This window comes from Pandoraea apista (assembly GCF_001465595.2).
Lineage (GTDB): Bacteria > Pseudomonadota > Gammaproteobacteria > Burkholderiales > Burkholderiaceae > Pandoraea > Pandoraea apista.
Genome location: NZ_CP013481.2, coordinates 4,753,103 through 4,771,502, shown reverse-complemented (window position 1 = coordinate 4,771,502; position 18,400 = coordinate 4,753,103). Strand labels below are relative to the sequence as shown.

At 63.9% G+C, this 18,400-nt stretch carries 14 protein-coding genes; 7 read left to right on the top strand and 7 right to left on the bottom strand.

All coding sequences use genetic code 11. The features are described from left to right. Nucleotides 1–28: 28 nt before the first annotated feature. Both AT395_RS21520 and AT395_RS21515 read right to left on the bottom strand, forming a co-directional pair. Nucleotides 29–1,762 carry an FAD-dependent oxidoreductase gene (locus AT395_RS21520; protein ID WP_058375251.1) on the bottom strand — a complete coding sequence of 578 codons (1,734 nt, stop codon included), beginning with the start codon at nt 1,760–1,762 and terminating at the stop codon, nt 29–31. Between the two features lie 85 nt (nt 1,763–1,847). Then, nucleotides 1,848–2,807 carry an MBL fold metallo-hydrolase gene (locus AT395_RS21515; RefSeq protein WP_042114482.1) on the bottom strand — a complete coding sequence of 320 codons (960 nt, stop codon included), beginning with the start codon at nt 2,805–2,807 and terminating at the stop codon, nt 1,848–1,850. 243 nt (nt 2,808–3,050) lie between these two features. On the opposite strand from AT395_RS21515, the gene AT395_RS21510 reads away from it, so the two are divergent. The 5 genes from AT395_RS21510 to AT395_RS21490 all read left to right on the top strand — a co-directional run bounded on the left by AT395_RS21510 (nt 3,051) and on the right by AT395_RS21490 (nt 8,162). Next, on the top strand, nt 3,051–3,872 hold the full coding sequence (locus AT395_RS21510) for an IclR family transcriptional regulator (RefSeq protein WP_048628668.1): 822 nt from the start codon (nt 3,051–3,053) through the stop codon (nt 3,870–3,872). Further along, complete coding sequence (locus AT395_RS21505; RefSeq protein WP_048628669.1) at nt 3,869–4,735, top strand: IclR family transcriptional regulator; 867 nt, start codon at nt 3,869–3,871, stop codon at nt 4,733–4,735. Before AT395_RS21510 ends, AT395_RS21505 begins: the two co-directional genes overlap by 4 nt. A 257-nt stretch (nt 4,736–4,992) precedes the next feature. Continuing rightward, nucleotides 4,993–6,372, top strand: coding sequence for a histidine-type phosphatase (locus tag AT395_RS21500; RefSeq protein WP_048628670.1), 1,380 nt, complete (start codon nt 4,993–4,995; stop codon nt 6,370–6,372). Between the two features lie 251 nt (nt 6,373–6,623). Further along, nucleotides 6,624–7,601, top strand: coding sequence for an alpha/beta hydrolase family protein (locus tag AT395_RS21495; RefSeq protein ID WP_072632898.1), 978 nt, complete (start codon nt 6,624–6,626; stop codon nt 7,599–7,601). 120 nt (nt 7,602–7,721) lie between these two features. Continuing rightward, nucleotides 7,722–8,162: a MarR family winged helix-turn-helix transcriptional regulator gene (locus AT395_RS21490; protein ID WP_048628671.1), complete on the top strand. Its 441-nt coding sequence runs from the start codon at nt 7,722–7,724 to the stop codon at nt 8,160–8,162. A gap of 27 nt (nt 8,163–8,189) precedes the next feature. On the opposite strand, the gene AT395_RS21485 is transcribed toward AT395_RS21490, so the two are convergent. The 3 genes from AT395_RS21485 to AT395_RS21475 all read right to left on the bottom strand — a co-directional run bounded on the left by AT395_RS21485 (nt 8,190) and on the right by AT395_RS21475 (nt 12,198). Then, nucleotides 8,190–8,624, bottom strand: coding sequence for a hypothetical protein (locus AT395_RS21485; RefSeq protein WP_048628672.1), 435 nt, complete (start codon nt 8,622–8,624; stop codon nt 8,190–8,192). A 256-nt stretch (nt 8,625–8,880) separates the two neighbouring features. Next, entirely contained in the window at nt 8,881–10,260 is a 1,380-nt protein-coding gene (locus AT395_RS21480; protein WP_042114486.1) for an MFS transporter, read from the bottom strand. 342 nt (nt 10,261–10,602) lie between these two features. Next, nucleotides 10,603–12,198, bottom strand: a complete 1,596-nt coding sequence (locus AT395_RS21475; protein ID WP_376738377.1) for a glucan biosynthesis protein G — start codon at nt 12,196–12,198, stop codon at nt 10,603–10,605. A gap of 275 nt (nt 12,199–12,473) precedes the next feature. Here AT395_RS21475 and bglX point away from each other — a divergent pair, with 275 nt between their 5' ends. Further along, nucleotides 12,474–14,804: a beta-glucosidase BglX gene (bglX, locus tag AT395_RS21470; protein ID WP_048628673.1), complete on the top strand. Its 2,331-nt coding sequence runs from the start codon at nt 12,474–12,476 to the stop codon at nt 14,802–14,804. Between the two features lie 39 nt (nt 14,805–14,843). Here bglX and AT395_RS21465 read toward each other — a convergent pair whose 3' ends face one another. After that, nucleotides 14,844–15,743: a LysR family transcriptional regulator gene (locus AT395_RS21465; protein ID WP_094068655.1), complete on the bottom strand. Its 900-nt coding sequence runs from the start codon at nt 15,741–15,743 to the stop codon at nt 14,844–14,846. A 107-nt stretch (nt 15,744–15,850) separates the two neighbouring features. Between AT395_RS21465 and AT395_RS21460 the strand changes: the two genes are divergently transcribed. Then, the gene (locus AT395_RS21460) at nt 15,851–16,960 is read left to right on the top strand and encodes a tartrate dehydrogenase (RefSeq protein WP_162597716.1); all 1,110 of its coding nucleotides are present in this window, start codon (nt 15,851–15,853) and stop codon (nt 16,958–16,960) included. Here the strand turns inward: AT395_RS21460 and AT395_RS21455 are convergent. Then, nucleotides 16,927–18,354: an LLM class flavin-dependent oxidoreductase gene (locus tag AT395_RS21455; protein WP_072632897.1), complete on the bottom strand. Its 1,428-nt coding sequence runs from the start codon at nt 18,352–18,354 to the stop codon at nt 16,927–16,929. The two genes, AT395_RS21460 and AT395_RS21455, sit on opposite strands and share 34 nt — an antisense overlap. Between the last annotated feature and the right edge of the window lie 46 nt (nt 18,355–18,400).

Sequence of the window (18,400 nt, the reverse complement as noted above, 5' to 3'; positions counted from 1 at the left end):
TCGTTGGACGCGATCGGCTGCGCCAACGTCAGGCCGCGCATTGCATCGGCGCGACTTCCGGCACGATGCGCCCGAGCGCGCGTTCGCGTGCGGCGGCAATCGCCGTAGCGTCGACCGTGCGCCAGCGTGCGCACACGTGTTGATCCGGACGAATCAGATACACCGTACCCGGTGCAGCGTCGTAACGTTGGGCGGCCAGACCTTGCACGTCATGCCAGACACTGTGCACGTCGTGCGTGTCTTGCGCGGCCTCGGCATCGGGTGTGACGAACACCGGCACGACCGGCACACTGTCGTTTGCCAGAGCATCGAGGGCCGCAAGCGATGCGGGTTCGAGCGAGCGCGGCGTGCCGAACACGAGCGCGACGAAGCGTCCGCCCAGACGCGGCAGCAGCCAGCCGTCCTGTCCCTGGCGCGTGAGCGGTGCATCGACACAAGCGGCGCCCGGCACCATGCGCCCGGCGAACGGGTCGCTGCCCACGGTGTTGAGTGTCGACTCATGCAGCACGGCAGGCACCGACAGGCGCCCGCTGTTGACCAGCTGACGGGCGAATGCATGATCGCGTGCCAGTGTCAGCACGGCATCGCGGAATACGCGCGAGACGGGGCTCTTCGGCGTGATGAAGTCAGTGGAGCGAGTGGAGTTGCGAATGTTCTCGTCGGCGGCGAATTCGCGTTCACGCGCATAGGTGTCGAGCAAGGTGTCGGGCGCGTGGCCGGCGAGCACCGCCGAGAGTTTCCACGCCAGGTTTTCGGCATCCTGCACGCCGCTGTTTGCGCCGCGTGCACCGAACGGCGACACACCGTGCGCGGCGTCGCCGGCAAACAGCACATGGCCGTGCCGGAAGTCGTCCATGCGCAGGCACGAGAACGTGTAGACGCTGACCCACTCCAGCGTGAACTTGGCATCGGGCCCCAGCAATGCCTGCACGCGCGGGATTACCCGCTCGGGGGTCTTCTCGAGTGCCGGGTCGGCGTCCCATCCCAATTGGAAATCGATGCGCCACACGTTGTCGGGCTGGCGATGCAGCAGCACGGACTGATTCGGATGGAACGGCGGATCGAACCAGAACCAGCGCTCCGCCGGAAAGTCCGCGGTCATCTTGACGTCGGCGATCAGGAAGCGGTCCTTGAACGTGCGGCCGTGGCTGTCGACACCGATCAACTTGCGCACGGGACTGCGTGAACCGTCGGCGGCCACAACATAACGGGCGCGCGTTTGATATTCGCCGTCGGGCGTCTCGACCGTGAGTGTCACGCTCGCGTCGGGGGTGCCCGGCGTGCCTTGTTGCGTGAGGCCGACCACCTTGTTTTTCCAGCGGATGTCAATGTTCGGCAACTCGCAGGCGCGCTCGAACAGGTAGCCTTCGACGTAATACTGCTGAAGATTGATGAACGCCGGACGATGGTGCCCTGCTTCGGGCAGCAAGTCGAAGTTGTAGACCTCCTGATCGCGCAGAAATACACGGCCCACATTCCAGCAAACCCCTTTTTGCACCATGCGCTCGCCGCAACCGAGACGGTCGAAGATATCGAGTGTGCGCTTGGCGAAGCAGATGGCGCGCGAGCCGCTCGAGAGGGTGCAATCGTCGTCGAGGACGATCACGGATACGCCTTGCTGCGCGAGATCGATCGCGGTCGCCAGTCCCACGGGACCCGCGCCGACCACGATCACCGGATGTGTCTCGGGCGCTACGCTGCCGGATTGTTCTGCGCATGGCCGGTAATCGAACGTCAGGCGCTGGTAATCGATGCTGCTCATGCAATGTCTCCATCGTCGGTACCGCACCGGCGCACACGCGCCGGCGGGTTCCGTTTTTTGCTTTTGCTTTTTGCTCTCGGCGCGCTCAGTCCTGCAATGCGGCCCACATTTCCTTGTCGCGTTGCGCCGTCCAGATGCGCGGATGCGTGATACCGCTCGCTTCGTCGAACGCGCGCGTCACATCGAACGGCAGGCAGTGTTCGTAGATGAAGACATGGCCGAACTTCGGGTCCATGTGGCTGCGCGTGAGGGCCATTGCTCCCTTGAGGTCGAGCTTCTGTTCGACGGCTTGCTTGCCCGCTTCGAACAGCGTCGTCACGAAGTCCTTCGTGTAGGCGAGACCCTTGGCAACCTCTTCGGGCGTGGTCAGCGCCGGACCCCGGCCCGGCACGAGCTTCTCTGCTCCGAGGGCGGCCAGCGCGTCGAGCGTGGCGGGCCATTCGGCGAGTTGCGCGTCGCCGGTGTAGCAGGCAGCGTCGTACTCGACCAGATCGCCCGAGAACAGCACCTTCTGCGACGGCAGCCACACGACGGTGTCGCCCTTGGTGTGACCCGAACCGAGGTGCGCGATCTTCACTTCGAGCTTGCCGAGGAAGAGCGTCATTTCCTTTTCGAAGACGAGCGTCGGCCATGTGAGGCCGGGCACCGTCTCGACACCGGCGAACAGGCGCGGGAAGCGCTCGATCTCCGACTTCATGTCGGCCTCGCCGCGCTCGACGATCATTTCGTAAGTGCCGCGGCTTGCGATGATCTGCTGCGCCCCTTCGGCGAAATAAGCCGATGCGCCGAGCACACGCACGGCGTGATAGTGCGAGAGCACCACGTACTTGATCGGCTTGTCGGTGACCGTGCGGATCTTCGCGATGAGGTCCTGCGCCATGGCGGGCGTGGCCGTCGTGTCGACGATCATCACGCCGTCGTCGCCAATGATGACGCCGGAATTCGGATCGCCCTCGGCCGTATAGGCCCAGGTGTTTTCCGACAGTTGGGTGAACGTGACCTTTTTGGCTTCCAGGTCGGCTTGCGAGGCGAATGCTTTGGCCATGCTTGTCTCTCTCTTATCTCGTCTGCGGGGATGGTGCGGATGATGAGGGCATCTTACGAAACGCCCAGAATATTTGTCAATGACAAATATGATTGTTATTTGCTAATGTGATGGCGTTGGCCATCCGATGCTGCTTTTGCTGCGGGTTAACCCTAATGCGTGACAGGGAAGCTTGAAAAAACGGACGCCGACTTGTTTAGAATCTAGGCCATTTTCCTTGGGGAGCCTGCCTCCCACGACCGCATGAACCGAATTCCGATGGACGGCACTGCCGACGCAGGCGGCCGACCCGGCCGAGCCTCGCGCGGCGTGCAAAGCGTAGATGTGGCCGCACGCGTACTTCAGGCGCTGGCGCAGGCGCGACGCCCGCTAGGGCCGGGCGATCTCGCCACGCTTGCCGGGTTGCCGCCGGCACAGGCTCACCCGTATCTGGTCAGTCTCACCCGATTGGGGTTGCTCAAGCGCGACCCGATGTCGGGCGACTACACGCCAGGCCCCATGACGTTGCGCCTCGCGTTATTGCATCTTGAAAACGATCCGGCGTATCGCGCTGCCGTGCCGCGCGTGACTGCGCTGGCGCGAGAGACCGGCCTTTGCGTCGCGATATCCACGCATGCGCCGCAAGGTCCGCTCGTTGTGCATTTCGAACGCGCGGCGTTTCCGTTGCATGTGAATCTGCACGTCGGTTCTGTCATGTCGCTCACCACGACGTCGACCGGCCGTACGTTCTGCGCCTTCACGCCGCCAGCGCAATGGCCGCAGGCGTGGCATGAGCAAATGCCGGCAGTCCGGGCGGAACGTGAGCGGTTCGAGGCGTTGCTCGACGAGACACGCACGCACGGTATGTCGCGCAGTGTGAACACGCCGAGTCCGTCGGTGAGCAGTTTGTGCGCACCGGTGTTCGATGCGAGTGCACGCCTGCGTCTGGCACTCACGGCTATCGGGCCGACGGCGGCGCTCGATGTGTCGTGGGATGGCGCGGTGGCTACGGCGCTGCGTGCGGCAGCAAGCGCCATTGCGTCGCAGGTCGATGCTGAGCGAGATACCGGCGAGGTGAACGCATGAGCGCAACGCGAAGCCTCGCCGGCAGCGGCGAGTCGAGAAACGACGTGATCTCGCCGCAGCCAGCGACGAAGCCGCAGCGCGGTATTCAGGCGCTGGAAAGCACCGGTGCGTTGCTCGAAGCACTCGTTGCGGCGGGGCGTCCTCTGTCGCTGGGCGCTCTCGCACGCGATGCGGGCATGGTTGCAGCGAAGGCGCATCCGCATCTGGTGAGCCTGCAACGTGCGGGCTTGCTTACGCGTAACGAGAACGGCAACTTCGAGGCGGGGGCCTTGAGTCTCGAACTCGGATTGATGGCGCTGCAACGGCTTTCGCCGACGGGCGAAGCCGAGCCGGAGATCCTCGCGCTCGCGCAATCCACCGGATTGTCGGCCGCGATGGCCGTGCTGGGGCCGGTCGGTCCCACGGTGGTTCGGCTGGAGGAAGCGATGCGGCCGCAACACGTCAGCCTGCGCATTGGCACGGTGCTCTCGCTGGTGAACACCGCTATCGGGCGTACGTTCGCCGCCTTCCTTCCGGAAGCGGTGCTCGACGGGTTGCTTTCGCAAGAGCCGGTACGCATGGCGGGGCTGGGCGCGGAAGGGCGCGCCGCCACGCCCGCGCCGGACTATGCCGAGCGGCTGGCGTCGATTCGCGCACAGCGATTCGATACGGCGCTGAGCAATCCGGTGCCCGGTATCGACACGGTCGCGGTGCCGGTGTTCGATCACACGGGAGAAGTGACGCTGGTGCTTGCGTTGATGGGCTCGGCCGGCAGTTTCGAGACTGCGCTGGACGCACCGCCCGCGCAGGCGTTGCTTGCGGCGGCGCATCGGTTGTCGTGGCGCTTCGGCGCGGTGGGGCGGGCAGACGAGGTGGGGACGTAGTCCCGGAGAGCCGAAGCGGAGGCGTTGCAGGATCGGGAGGTGCCATCGCGTTCGTACGCCGATGCATTTGCGCCACGCTTTCACGTCGATTTAGCCGAGGCTCGGCACGCACGGTAAGATGAGCGTCAACGCCGTCTCCGTCACCCCGACCCAAAGCCATGACTGCCGCCATGACCCGCGTGATGACTCGTGAACCCGTTCGCTTCCGTGAGGCTCGTTCAGACGTAGCGAGCCGCCGCAGACAAAGACGCAGCGGTGTGCGGTGGCAAGCCTGCATTGCGGTGTTCACGCTCGCCGGGGCGCTGAGTGGCTGCACCATGTCGCCGCCGCCGTCGCCGGGGCCGGCAAAACCGCCGGAATCGGCGGCCCGCATCGATGGCATGCCCGCCGACTGGACGCTCATCTCAACGGTGATCGTCAGCCGTCACGGCGTGCGATCGCCGACCCATGCCCATCCCCCGTTGGACAAACTGAGCCCGGACCCGTGGCCCGGCTGGCCCGTGCCCGCGGGTTATCTGACGGCGCGTGGCGGGTCGTTGGCCGAGCGCATGGGCCGCTATTACGGCGATTGGCTGCGCGCGCGACGGGTGTTGCCCGATAACGCATGTCCGGCGCCCGGTACGGTCTACGGCTGGTCCGATATCGATCAACGCACACGGGAAACCGGCAATGCCCTGCTGCAAGGCATGGTGCCGGGATGCGACATGCGCACGTCGCATCAGGCCGACCTCACGACCTACGACGCCGTATTCCAGCCGGTCGCGGCCGGCGATTGCCCACTCGATCCGGGGGCCGCACGCGGGGCTATCGAGGCACGTCTCGCGCCGGAGGGCGTTGCGGGCCTGAACAAACGTTATGCCGCGACGATCGCTCGCATGAGCGAAGTGCTCGATTACGCGCACAGTCCCGCATGCGGTGCGCAAGGCGGCTGCAAACTCGAAGAGGTGCCCACGCGCCTGCGTGTCGAAGCCGATGGCAGCGGCGTAGCGTTGCGCGGGGCGCTTGGCAGCGCGGCGAAGGCGTCGGAAGTGTTCCTGCTGCAATACGGCGAAGGCTTGCCCGACAGCGATGTGGCCTGGGGCAGAATTCACGACGAACAGGATTGGGTGCGTTTGCTCGAAGCCCATAACGCGCAACGCGATCTGCTCGACCGCACGCCCTATCTCGCATCGACGAATGGTACGCCGCTGCTGGCGGTCACCCTCGACGCGCTGACGCGTTCGGCGACGGAAAGTGGTGCGTTCGGAACACCGGTGCGTGGCCCGGCGTTGCCGGCCGGGAATCGCGTGTATGTGCTGATCGGCCACGACACGAACGTGGCTAACCTCGCCGGCATGCTCAAACTCGATTGGCAACTCACCGACCAGCCCGACAACACGCCGCCCGACGGCGCACTCGTGTTCACGCTGTGGCGAAATCCGGCAGGCGAGGCGTTCGTGCGTGTGGAGATGGTGTATCAATCGATGCACCAGATGCGGCACCTCACGTCACTCTCGCTCGACGAACCGGCAAAGCGCGTGGTACTTGCCTTGCCCGATTGCAACGATGGCCCGGATGCAAAGAGTTGCCGCTGGCAAGCGTTTGCCCAACGCACGAAGGCGGCTCTCTCGCCAACGTGTCTGGAAAGCGTGCGATAACGACCTGAGCCGGCGGTCACGCCAACGAATGAAAACGGGGACTTCGGTTCCCGTTTTTCATTGATGCCCGACCACAACGTGGGGTTGTTGCGTTCGCGCGGGATGTGCCTTCTCCTTAATTTATTTCGCAAGCGAAATAAATTGCGAATATACTTCGTGTACGAAATAAATTTCGAATCCGTCCTTTCTACCGACTGACGCTGCGCAATCCACAATCCCCCTGGACCGTGCGAGCGCCGGGGAGTTGTGTCATGCCATCGCTTGCCGTTGAGATTCCTGCCGTTGACTCGTACCCGTTGGGCGCACATGCGTGGTATCCCGAGTCGTTGCCTGCCCGGGGTGTCGTGCTGATCCATCCGGCGACCGCCGTGCCGGAGCGTCTCTATTTCGCCTTCGCGCAATACGTCGCGCAGCGCGGTCTGATTGCTGTCACGTACAGCTATCGAGGGATCGACGGATCGCGTCCGTCAAGGTTGCGCGGCTTCCGGGCAAGCATGCGCGACTGGGCCGATCTGGACGTCGAAGGTGTGACCCGCTGGGCATTCAAGTGTTATCCGTCGCTGCCGATATACGCCGTTGGGCACAGCTTTGGCGGTCACGCCATCGGCTTGTGCGAGAGCTCGAACCGGCTGGTCGCCGCTGTACAAATAGCCTCGCATGCCGGGGCCATGCGCGTGGTGGGCAATCGGCGCGAGCGATTGCGCGTCACCTTGATGATGCACTGGCTAGCCCCCATCCTGGTGCGTCTTGCCGGGTATATGCCGGGCAGCAAGCTTGGCATCGGCGAAGACTTGCCGGCAGGCGTGCTGCGCGAATGGAGCAAATGGACTCGCCTGCCGAATTACTTCTTCGACGATCCGACGCTCGACGCCGAAGCGCGCTTCGCGCGTGTACGCACGCCGATTCTGTCGATGGGGTTCGACGACGATCTCTGGGCCACGCCGATGGGGCTCGACATATTGGTTTCCCGGCTGCGTAACGCCCCGGTCACACGCCGCGCCGTTTCCGCCAAGCGTTCGGATGCCGGATCGATCGGGCATATGGGATACTTCCGCCAACGCTCCGGCGCGTTCCTGTGGCCGGAAACCGTCGACTGGCTGCTGTCGGCGGGGGCGGCCAGCGCCATGCACCCCGCAACGGAATCGAGCGGGCACGAGGCGACGATTTCCGCGTGGCAGAGCGCGCCTATTCCCGTGGCGACGACGTCGTTCCCCGCAGCGCCGCCGTAACAACGACGTCACTACGATTCATCAGACCGAATGCCAAAACGCCAATCGCCCGCCGCCACGACCGCTGCGACCGCCGTCAGCGCCGCAACTACTAGGAAGCCGGGAAAGGCGGCTGCGGCCGTGACGCGCAACGCTGCCGATCGCCGGCTGTTCTTCCTGCTCAATGTCGGTCAGCGGCGTGTCCAGCGATGGATCGATGCGCGCGCCGAAGAGAGCGCGAGCGTGAGCGCCGCGCAGGCAGGGGTGCTGTTCTACCTGCTGCATCATGAGGACGCGCTCGTGGGAGAAGTCGGTGCCGCACTGCAACTCTCGCCATCGTCGATGACGGGGTTGGCGAACCGTATGGTCGCCGCAGGTCTGCTGACTCGCTGTGCCGATGCCGAAGACGGGCGCGCTACGCGATTGCGTATCACGGCAGCCGGACACAAGGCCATTGCGCGCGCGCGCGACATTCTCTCGGAGCTTAACGCGTTGTTGCACGACGACTTCACCGAGGCGGAGCTGAATGTCGTGGCACGCTGGCTAGGCAATCTGCAGAACCGGTTTCCGGCCGATACCTGATCTGGCGCGCGCTACTCAACAGCGCCGTTAATGAATCGCCAGCGCATTGGCTTGTGCGTTGGCGGCACCTGCCACCACGTTCACACCGATATTGCCCGATGCGCCCATCAGCGCGCGATTGCCCAGCGACGCATTCATCGCGCCGGTCGCACCGGTCACGGTCGCGGCGTGGCGAATCGTCTGACGGGTATCGATCGCGACGTGCGACGCGTTCGCCAGCACGAGTTGGTTCGACTGCACGTTGAGCGCCCCGGCGGCAACGTTTACGCCGAAACTGCCGTGCGCATTGCGCAGGGCATCGGCGCCGAGCGTGGCGACCTGTGCGCCACCGAACACGGCGTCGGCGGTGATGGTTTGTCGGGTGGAAAGCTGAACAACGGCAACGTCGTCAGGGGTGGCGGCGAAGGCCGGCGCATGAGCGACGACCAGCGCGAAAGCACTCAGCAAAGCGAGACGCGTCATAGTGATCTTCCCCAGAAGGTCCGTTGGAACGGATATCTGGATATCGGCGCCTGAGGCGCTCGGGTTGAATGATTTTTCATGTGCCGCGTATGCGCCGGGCGATTGATGGTTTGCCCCAGCACCGACGCGCCGCGTCACCGAAAGCCGCCGTCATTCCCATGACCGCTGCGGTGCGCATTTTCGCACGGCGGCACCTGAACGCGCCGCCGTGCCATGAGATCAGACTTCCCGCCCGAGCGTGCCTTGACGCGCGCGATTACGCGGGTTCTCCCGCGCCGTTTGCGACTCCCGTCGTATTGCCACGCAATTGCGCGGCCGCTTGCTGCTGCACCGAGGCCGATTTCTTGTGGTCGATCAGCAACACGGCGATCACCGCAATGACTGCGGGAATCGCGATTGCCATAAAGTTTTGTTGCAAAGGCAGCGACATGCTCACCAGCACGCCGATCACGATGGGCGCGAGAATGGCGCCGCTGCGTCCCACCCCGGAAGCCCAGCCGATACCGGTGCCGCGCGCGGCCATCGGATAGAACTGCCCGGCATACGCATAGGTCACGATCTGCGTGCCGATGGTCGAGGCGCCGGCCAATCCCACGAGCACGAACAGAATCGGCGTGGGCACCTTCACGCCGAGCAACGTGATCGACACGGCGGCGAGCGCATACATGCCGACGAGCACGTACTTGATGTTGAAGCGGTCAGCGAGCCAGCCGCCACCGATGGCGCCGAGCATTGCACCGAAGTTCAGCACCAGCACGAACGTGAGTGCGGAGCCCAGGCTGTAACCGGCACTGGCCATGAGCTTCGCGAGCCACGAGCTGAGCGCGTACACCATGAACAGGCACATGAAGAACGCCACCCACAGCATGACGGTGCTGAATCCGCGGCCGTCCTGAAACAGACGCGACAGCGGCGCAGCCTGCTTGCGATCCGTCGCGGGCAGTCCGTACTGATCGCCAGGCTGCGCAGCATAGTCCGGCGTGAGGCGGGAGAGCACTTGCCGGAGTGTGTCGAAGCGGCCCGTGCGGATGAGGAATGGCATCGACTCGGGCAACGCCTTCATCGCGAATGGCACGAGCAGCGCAGGCAGACCCGCAGCCAGAAAGACAGACTGCCATCCGTAGGATTCGATCAATCCTTTACCGAGCAGCGCGGCGAGCATGCCCCCGACCGAATAGCCCGAGAACATGAGGGTGACGAGCGTGCCGCGCAGTTTGCGCGGCGAGTACTCCGTCATCTGCGCCACAACGATCGGCATCACACCACCGATCCCGACACCCGCGAAAAAGCGTGTGACGGAGAAGCTGATCGGCTCATGCGTCAATCCGGCCGCAGCGGTGAACAGCGAGAACATCAGCACGCAAATGGCGATGGCTTTTCGGCGGCCGATACTGTCGGCCACCATGCCCATCACGATCGCGCCGAACATCATGCCGAAGAGGGCGGCGCTGACCATGAAGCCGGCGCTGGTGGCATCCACGTTCATCGCCTTCATGATCGACGGCAGGGCAATGCCCGCGACCGCGAGGTCGTAACCGTCGAAGATGATGATGAGCGCGCACCAGAGCAGAATGCGGCCGTGATAGCCGTTGAAGCGCGCTTCGTCGGCAAGATGGTGTACGTCGATGTGTCGCATGCGGTGTCTCCATAACGAATCCGCCCTCCGTCGAAACGCGGAGAGTCTTGGGGATGTCTTGACCGACACAAGCGGCACCGGGCCGAGCCGCACCGGCGCGGCCCAAGGCCGTCGCCAATGAAGCAAACCACCTCTATGAACCGCGAAGGGTGGCTATTTATGCAATATTGTGCATGCAGTAAACGCGAATTGGTCGCCAACTGCAAGGGTAATTTGGCCGTTTCAGGGTTTTACATGAGAAAACACGGCACGTAAGTGCCTGTTTAATTGCGGCGGCCGGAACGAGATGAGAGCGAGGCGGGCGGCGGCTCGCGGCCGCCGCACGTTGAGGCAGGATGCAACTTATTGCTTGGCGACTGAGAACGGCGGGAGTTGATAGCTCCAGGTTTCGCTCACAGCCTTGCCGCCGGACACGAGGGCCGCGCGCAACTCCACGACCTTGGCCGGGTCCTTGACCATCACGCGCAGATTCAGGCGCATGCCGCGCGTGACCGGATTCGGTTGCAACGTTTGTTCGATGAGGGTGGCGTTATCGCTCACGCTGACCTGTGGCGTGACCGACCCGGCGGGCAGTGAGGCGAGCGGGCCGCCGTCGAAGTCCACGATCAGACCGGTGCTGCCGTCGAAATGACGAATCAGGTTGGCCTGCGTGATTTCGCCGGCAGTGCGAAGCGTTTGCTTCACCCAGGCCAGATTGCGATCGATGATGCCGCGCTCGTTCATTGTCCAGCGAATCGTGTAATCCGCCTGCAACGGCTGGCCTTTGGGCGGCAACTGGTCAGGCGTCCAGAACGCACCGATGTTGTCGTTGGTCTCGTCCGGCGACGGAATTTCCACCAGTTCGATGTGGCCCTTACCCCAATCGCCCTGCGGCTCGATCCAGGCGCTCGGGCGCAGGTCGTAGCGATCCTTCAGGTCTTCGTACTGCGCGAAATCGCGTCCGCGCTGGAGCAAACCGAAGCCGCGCGGATTCGTGACCTGAAACTGGCTGATGGCGAGATTGCGTGGATTGTTCAGCGGACGCCAGATCCATTCGCCGTTGCCCGCGTGAATCGCCAGACCGTTCGAGTCGTGCAATGCGGGCCGGAAGTTGTACGGGTCGCGCTGCTGATTCGGTCCAAAGAGGAACATGCTCGTGAGCGGCGCGATGCCGAGCTTGGTGACCGGGGCGCGCATGAACACGCGTGCCTGCACCTTCAGCAGCGAATCGTCGCCGGGAGTCAGATCGAAACGATAAGCCCCGGTGGCGCGCTTCGAGTCGAGCAGCGCGTAGAAGACCAGATGCTTGTCGCCCGGGTTCGGACGCTCGATCCAGAACTCGCGGAAGGCGGGGAATTCCTCGGCAATCGGCAGCCCCGTATCGATCGCCAGACCACGCGCCGATAGCCCGTAGACTTGTCCCTTGCCGATCACGCGGAAGTAGCTCGCGCCCAGCACGCTCATGATTTCGTCGAGCTTGCCCGGTTCGTTGATCGGGTACAGCACGCGGAACCCTGCGTAGCCGAGGTTATGTGTGGCGCTGCGGTCGAGCTTGAGATCGCCGAAGTCGAAGCGGCGGGTGTCGTACTTGATCTCGTCGATCTTCGCGTTGCTGCCATTGCCGACGATCTCGTTGATCTTCACCGGCGTGCTGAATTGCATGCCCTGATGATAGAAACCCAGACGGAACGGCGTGGCCTGATCGTTCCACTCGAACGCTTCACGGCGCGGCTGGATTTTGATGTAGTCGCCGAACTGCATGTTCGCGAAGGCGGGCGTGAGATTGCTCACCGGGGCGGCGTAGGGCTGGTCAGCGAGCGTCTTCGCGCGGGCCGTGACGTCGTCGAGGGAGAAGGCATGGGCATGCGCTGCACCCAGCAGGGCGGCACCTGCCACGAGGGCAGGCAAGAACGAACGTGCGCGTCGGCGCCAGGGCCTCGCGGGGGAAAACAAAACCACGAATCTCTCCAGAAGTTGGGGGGACGTTTCAACTCTCATATGCGTTCCGTGCAGGCCCCGTGAGCGTCTCGTTACGCAGTGATCTGCGCGAAAACCGGGGCAGAATCGCTTCGAAGATATCAATTGTGGCAAAGTATCGCACTTCGCCTAATTCGCTGTTACGCGTCCGGATCGATTCTCCGGGCCGGGTAACGCCAATTGAAACGACGGGGTGCTGCCGCAGGCAACCATCGGCATCCCACCGCCGCGCCACATTGGATCGCTATCACATGAGAATGTTCTCCGCGCTGGCGCTTGCCGCCAGTCTCGTTGCGGCGCCGGCCTTTGCCGGCGCGCCTTCCGGCCCAAACAACAATGCGACGGGCGATGCCCCGGTCGCCATGCCGTCTCCCGCCGCCAAACAGGCGTTTATCGACGATCTCATCGCGCGCATGACGCTCGACGAGAAGATCGGCCAGTTGCGCCTGATCAGCATTGGCTCGGATATGCCGCAGCCAATGCTGATCAAGGAGATTGCCGCCGGCCGTGTGGGCGGTACGTTCAACTCGGTCACGCGCGAAGATAACCGCCCGTTGCAGGACGCCGCCGTCAAGCAAAGCCGCCTGAAGATTCCCATCTTCTTCGCTTACGACATTGTGCACGGGCATCGTACCGTGTTCCCGATCAGCCTCGGGCTCGCGTCGAGCTGGGATATGTCGGTCGTGAAGCAGGCGGCCCGTGTGGCCGCCATCGAAGCGAGTGCCGATGGGCTGGACGCCACCTTCGCACCAATGGTCGACATTTCGCGCGACCCGCGTTGGGGCCGTACGTCGGAAGGCTTCGGTGAAGACCCCTATCTGGTGTCGCAGAGCGCGCGCGCCAGCGTGCAGGGGTTTCAGGGCACGTCGCCCGCGAACCCCGACAGTCTGATGGCCTTCGTCAAGCACTTCGCGCTGTACGGCGCAGTCGAGGGCGGACGCGATTACAACGTCGTGGACATGAGCCTGATGCGCATGTACCAGGACTATCTGCCGCCCTATCGGGCCGGCATCGACGCAGGGGCCGGTGGCGTGATGATCGCGCTGAATTCGATCAACGGCACGCCGGCCACGTCGAACAAATGGCTGCTGCGCGACCTGTTGCGCGACCAATGGGGCTTCAAGGGCGTGACCGTGAGCGATCACGGCGCCATTGAAGAGTTGATGCGCCACGGCGTGGCAAAGGACGGCCGTGAGGCGGCGAAGCTTGCCATCGAGGCGGGCGTCGACATGAGCATGGCCGACGTGCAGTATCTCAAGCAATTGCCCGATCTCGTGAAGTCCGGCGACGTGCCGATGCGCGACATCGACAGCGCCGTGCGCGAAGTGCTCGGCGCGAAGTACGACATGGGCCTGTTTGCCGATCCATATCGCCGCATCGGTAACGCCGCGCAGGACCCGAAGGACGTGAATGCCGAAAGCCGCCTGCATCGCGAGGCCGCACGCGACGCCGCACGCAAGTCCCTCGTTCTGCTGGAAAACCGGCACGACACGCTACCGCTTCGCAAGGCCGGCAAGGTCGCTGTGATCGGGCCGCTCGCCGACGCGAAGATCGACGTTATGGGTAGCTGGTCGGCGGCGGGCAAGTCGACGCAGGCCGTCACGCTGTTGCAAGGTGTGCGCGATGCCCTCGGCACGCAGGCGCAGGTGAGCTATGCGCGGGGCGCAAACATTACCGACGAGCCGCGCGTAGTCGAGTACCTCAACTTCCTCGACTGGGACAATCCGGAAGTCGTGCAGGACAAGCGCACGCCGCAACAGATGATCGACGAAGCCGTGCAGGTTGCGCGCCACGCCGACACGCTGATCGTGGCGGTGGGCGAATCGCGCGGCATGTCGCATGAGGCGTCGAGCCGCACGAGCCTGTCGCTGCCGGGCAGCCAACTGGCGCTGTTGCAGGCGCTCAAAGCCACCGGCAAGCCGCTCGTCGTGGTGCTGATGAATGGACGTCCGCTCGATCTGAACTGGGAGAAAGCCAACGCAGACGCCATGCTCGAGACTTGGTACGCGGGCACCGAAGGCGGTCATGCGATTGCCGACGTGCTGTTTGGCGACTACAACCCGTCGGGCAAGCTGCCGATCTCGTTCCCGCGCTCGGTCGGTCAGATTCCGACGTACTACAACCAGTTGCGCATCGGCCGGCCGTTTACGCCGGGCAAGCCTGCAAATTACACGTCCCAATACTTCGAAGAAGACTCCGGCCCGTTGTACGCCTTCGGCTACGGTCTGAGTTACACCACGTTCAACGTGTCGAAGGTGACGCTCTCGGACAAGACACTGGGGCGCGGCGGCAAACTCGATGCGAGCGTGACCGTGCGTAACACGGGCAAGCACGAAGGGGAGACGGTGGTGCAGCTTTATTTGCAAGATGTCGCGGCGTCCGTGGTGCGTCCCGTCAAGGAGCTGAAGGGCTTCGAGAAGGTCAGCCTCAAGCCGGGCGAGTCGCGCACCGTGCACTTCGCCATCGACGAAAGCCTGCTGAAGTTCTACAACGCAAAGCTTCAGTACGCGGCCGAACCCGGTGACTTCAACGTGCAGATCGGGCTCGATTCGCAGCACGTCGAACAGGCCACGTTCACGCTTCAGTAAGTTCGATAGCGCCTCGCTTCAGGCGGGGCGTTGCTCGGACTACGCCTGCGTCTGGAACTCTCCCGCGAGAAATTCCACGCAGGCGCGCACCTTGGCGGACGACGCCACGCGAGACGGATATACCGCCCAGACATTGGCCGGTTGCGTGACCTCGGGCAGTACCTGCACCAGATCGCCCCGCGCGATGAGCGCCCCCACATCCCACATCGAACGCAGCACGATCCCCTGTCCGTCGAGCGCCCATTGCACGGCCACTTCGCCGTGATTAGTGGAGAGGGGACCCGTCACCTTGAGCGACACCGCCTCGCCGCGCTGTTGCAACCGCCACATACCGAACGGGTGATCGCGCTCTTTGATGACGATGCACGCATGCCCGGCCAGATCGCTCAACTGACGCGGCGTGCCATGCGCGTCGAGATAGGCGCTCGAAGCACATAGCACGCGATGATTGTCGGCAAGCTTGCGTGCGATGAGATGCGGCGCAATGTCGTCGCCAATGCGTACGTCGAGGTCGTAGCCCTCGGCCGCCACGTCGACGATCCGGTCGAACAGGTCCAGCCGCACATTGAGCTGCGGATGCAACGTCCGCAGTCGCGACATGGCCGGTGCCACGACATGGCGTCCGAAGCCGAAGCTGCTCGACACCCGCAACGTGCCGCGCGGCACCTGCCGCGTACTCGATACGTCCTCCATCAGGTGATTCACGTCGTCGAGAATCTTCTCGGCCCAGGCGTAGACCCGTTCGCCGGCGTCGGTAATCGCCACACGCCGCGTTGAGCGGTGCAGCAAACGCGTGCCGAGATCGGCTTCGAGCATACCGACACGTTTGCTCACATAGGCAGGCGAAACCCCCAGCGCTTCGGCAGCCGCCGAGAAGCTGGCGCGGCGGGCGACCTGACAGAACACGCGCAGATCGTCGAGATTCGGATTAACGGGCAGAGGTTTATTCACGATTCGTGGATAGTGGATTAACCGATTGGGGGATTTTATCCGCGTTGGAATGGAATAACCTAACGCCATCGTCCAAACATCAGGAGAGACAGACCATGACCGACATGTCCCAACGCGCCCAGCGTCCGTTCAAGATCGCCGTGATTCCGGGCGACGGTATCGGCAAGGAGGTGATGCCCGAAGGTTTGCGCGTGCTCGACGCCGCGAGCAAGCGCTTCGGCATTCCCGTCGAGTACCTGCACATTGAATGGGCGAGCTGCGACTACTACGTCGAGCATGGCCAGATGATGCCGGACGACTGGAAGCAGCAGCTCGATGGCGTCGACGCGATTCTGTTCGGCGCAGTGGGCTGGCCCGAGACCGTGCCCGATCACATCTCGTTGTGGGGCTCGCTGCTCAAGTTCCGTCGCGAATTCGATCAGTACATCAACCTGCGTCCGGCGCGGTTGTTTGACGGCGTGCCGTCACCGCTCGCCGGGCGTAAGGCGGGCGACATCGACTTCATGATCGTGCGTGAGAACACCGAAGGCGAGTACTCGTCGGTCGGGGGCGTGATGTTCGAAGGCACGGAACGCGAGTTCGTCGTGCAGGAGTCGGTCTTCACGCGTCACGGCACGGAGCGTGTGCTGAAGTTCGCGTTCGATCTCGCCCAACAGCGCAAGCGCAAGCATGTGACGGTGGCGACCAAAAGCAACGGCATCTCGATTTCGATGCCCTGGTGGGACAAGCGTGCTGCCGAGACGGCTGCGAAGTATCCGGACATTACGTGGGACAAGCAGCACATCGACATTCTGTGCGCGCGCTTCGTGCTGAATCCGGATCGCTTCGACGTGGTGGTCGCATCGAATCTATTCGGCGACATTCTGTCGGATCTGGGGCCCGCTTGTACGGGCACCATCGGCATTGCGCCGTCGGGCAACCTGAATCCGGAGGGCAAGTTCCCGTCGCTGTTCGAACCGGTGCATGGCTCGGCCCCGGACATTGCGGGCAAGAACATCGCCAACCCGATCGGCATGATCTGGACCGCCGCCATGATGCTCGACCACCTCGGCGGCGGCGAAGGCCGCGCGCGTGACGCCCACGACGCGATCCTCGCAGCGATCACGCAGGTCATCAAGCACGGCCCGCGCACCGGCGATATGGGCGGGCAAGCGAACACGACCGAGGTGGGTCAGGCGATTGCCGCTGTCGTTGCCGCCGCGTGAGCCGATGAGATGGCCGTCGCGTTGTGATTGTGAGTATCCGGTGCCGACGACGCATCGCGCGGCGGGAAGTGCCGGTTGGGAACGGCCGGCACGCCAAGATTTTCGCGGAAGGTGCGGCCTTCGTAGCGAGTCCGGAAAAGACCGCGCCGCTGCAACTCCGGCACCACCAGATCCACGAACGACGTAATGCCCACGGGCGCGCTCGGGAACATGATGTTGAAGCCGTCGGCCGCGCCCGTCTCGAACCAGTGCTGGAAGTCGTCGGCGATCGATGCCGGCGTGCCGACCAGCACGCGATGTCCGCCGCCGGTGAAGCGCGTATAAAGCTCGCGCACGCTTGGCTGTTCGCGCCGGATCCAGTCCACCAGCAACTTCTGACGGCTCTTGTGCGAGTTAGTCTCCGGCACCTGTTCGGGTAGGGGGACTTTCGCGTCGAGCGGCAGACTGCCGAGATCGATGCCTAGACTCGCGTAGTTCGTCAGCGAATGCAGCACGACGGCGGGATCGCGATGCGCGAGCAGGGCGTCGTAGATGTCTTCAGCCTCGGCCTGCGTGCGGCCAACGATGGGCGATACCCCCGGCAGAATGAAGATGTGTTCGGGGCGCCGGCCGTACTTCAAGGCCCGCGTCTTCACATCGGTGTAGAACGCGCGCGCGTCGTCGATGTCTTGTGCGGCGGTGTAAAGCAATTCGCCCGCCCGCGCGGCCAGTTCGCGGCCGGCTTCGCTTGAGCCGGCCTGTGCGATTACCGGCCATCCCTGCACGGGGCGCGGCGCGCTGAGCGGGCCGCGCACGCGGAAGTGCTTGCCGCGATGATCGAGCGTGCGAATGCGGGTCGGGTCGGCCCATTGACCTGTGGCTTTGTCGCGGGGAAAGGCGTCGTCCGCGTGGCTGTCCCAGAGGCCGGTCACCACATCGTAGAACTCGTTCGCACGCTCGTACCGCACGGCATGATCGACATGATCGTCGCGATTGAAGTTCTCTCCTCCGCCTGTCGACGTCACCAGATTCCAGCCGGCACGACCGCCCGAGAGGTGATCGAGCGAGGCGAACGCGCGCGCCACGTTGTAGGGTTCGCTGTACGTGGTGCTCACTGATGCCACCAGACCGATATGCTGCGTTGCGCCGGCCAGACCGGCGAGCAGCACGACCGGGTCCCAGCGCGGTGCACCGGGGCTATGGGCGAGCGACACCGGGTCGGTCGACATGAAGAGGTTGTCGAAGAAGAACAGGGCGTCGAAGCAGCCGCGCTCCAGTTCTTGGGCGTAATGCCGGTACCGCGCGAATTGCGAATAGGCGTCGGTGTCCGTGTCGGGGTGGCGCCAGCTATCGCCCTGCACGCCGGACCCCGACATGTAGGCGCCCAGCCGGAGCTTGCGGGCAGGTTGGCTCATGACGTAGCTCTCGTTCGATTTCGGTAGACGATCACCATACGGGAGC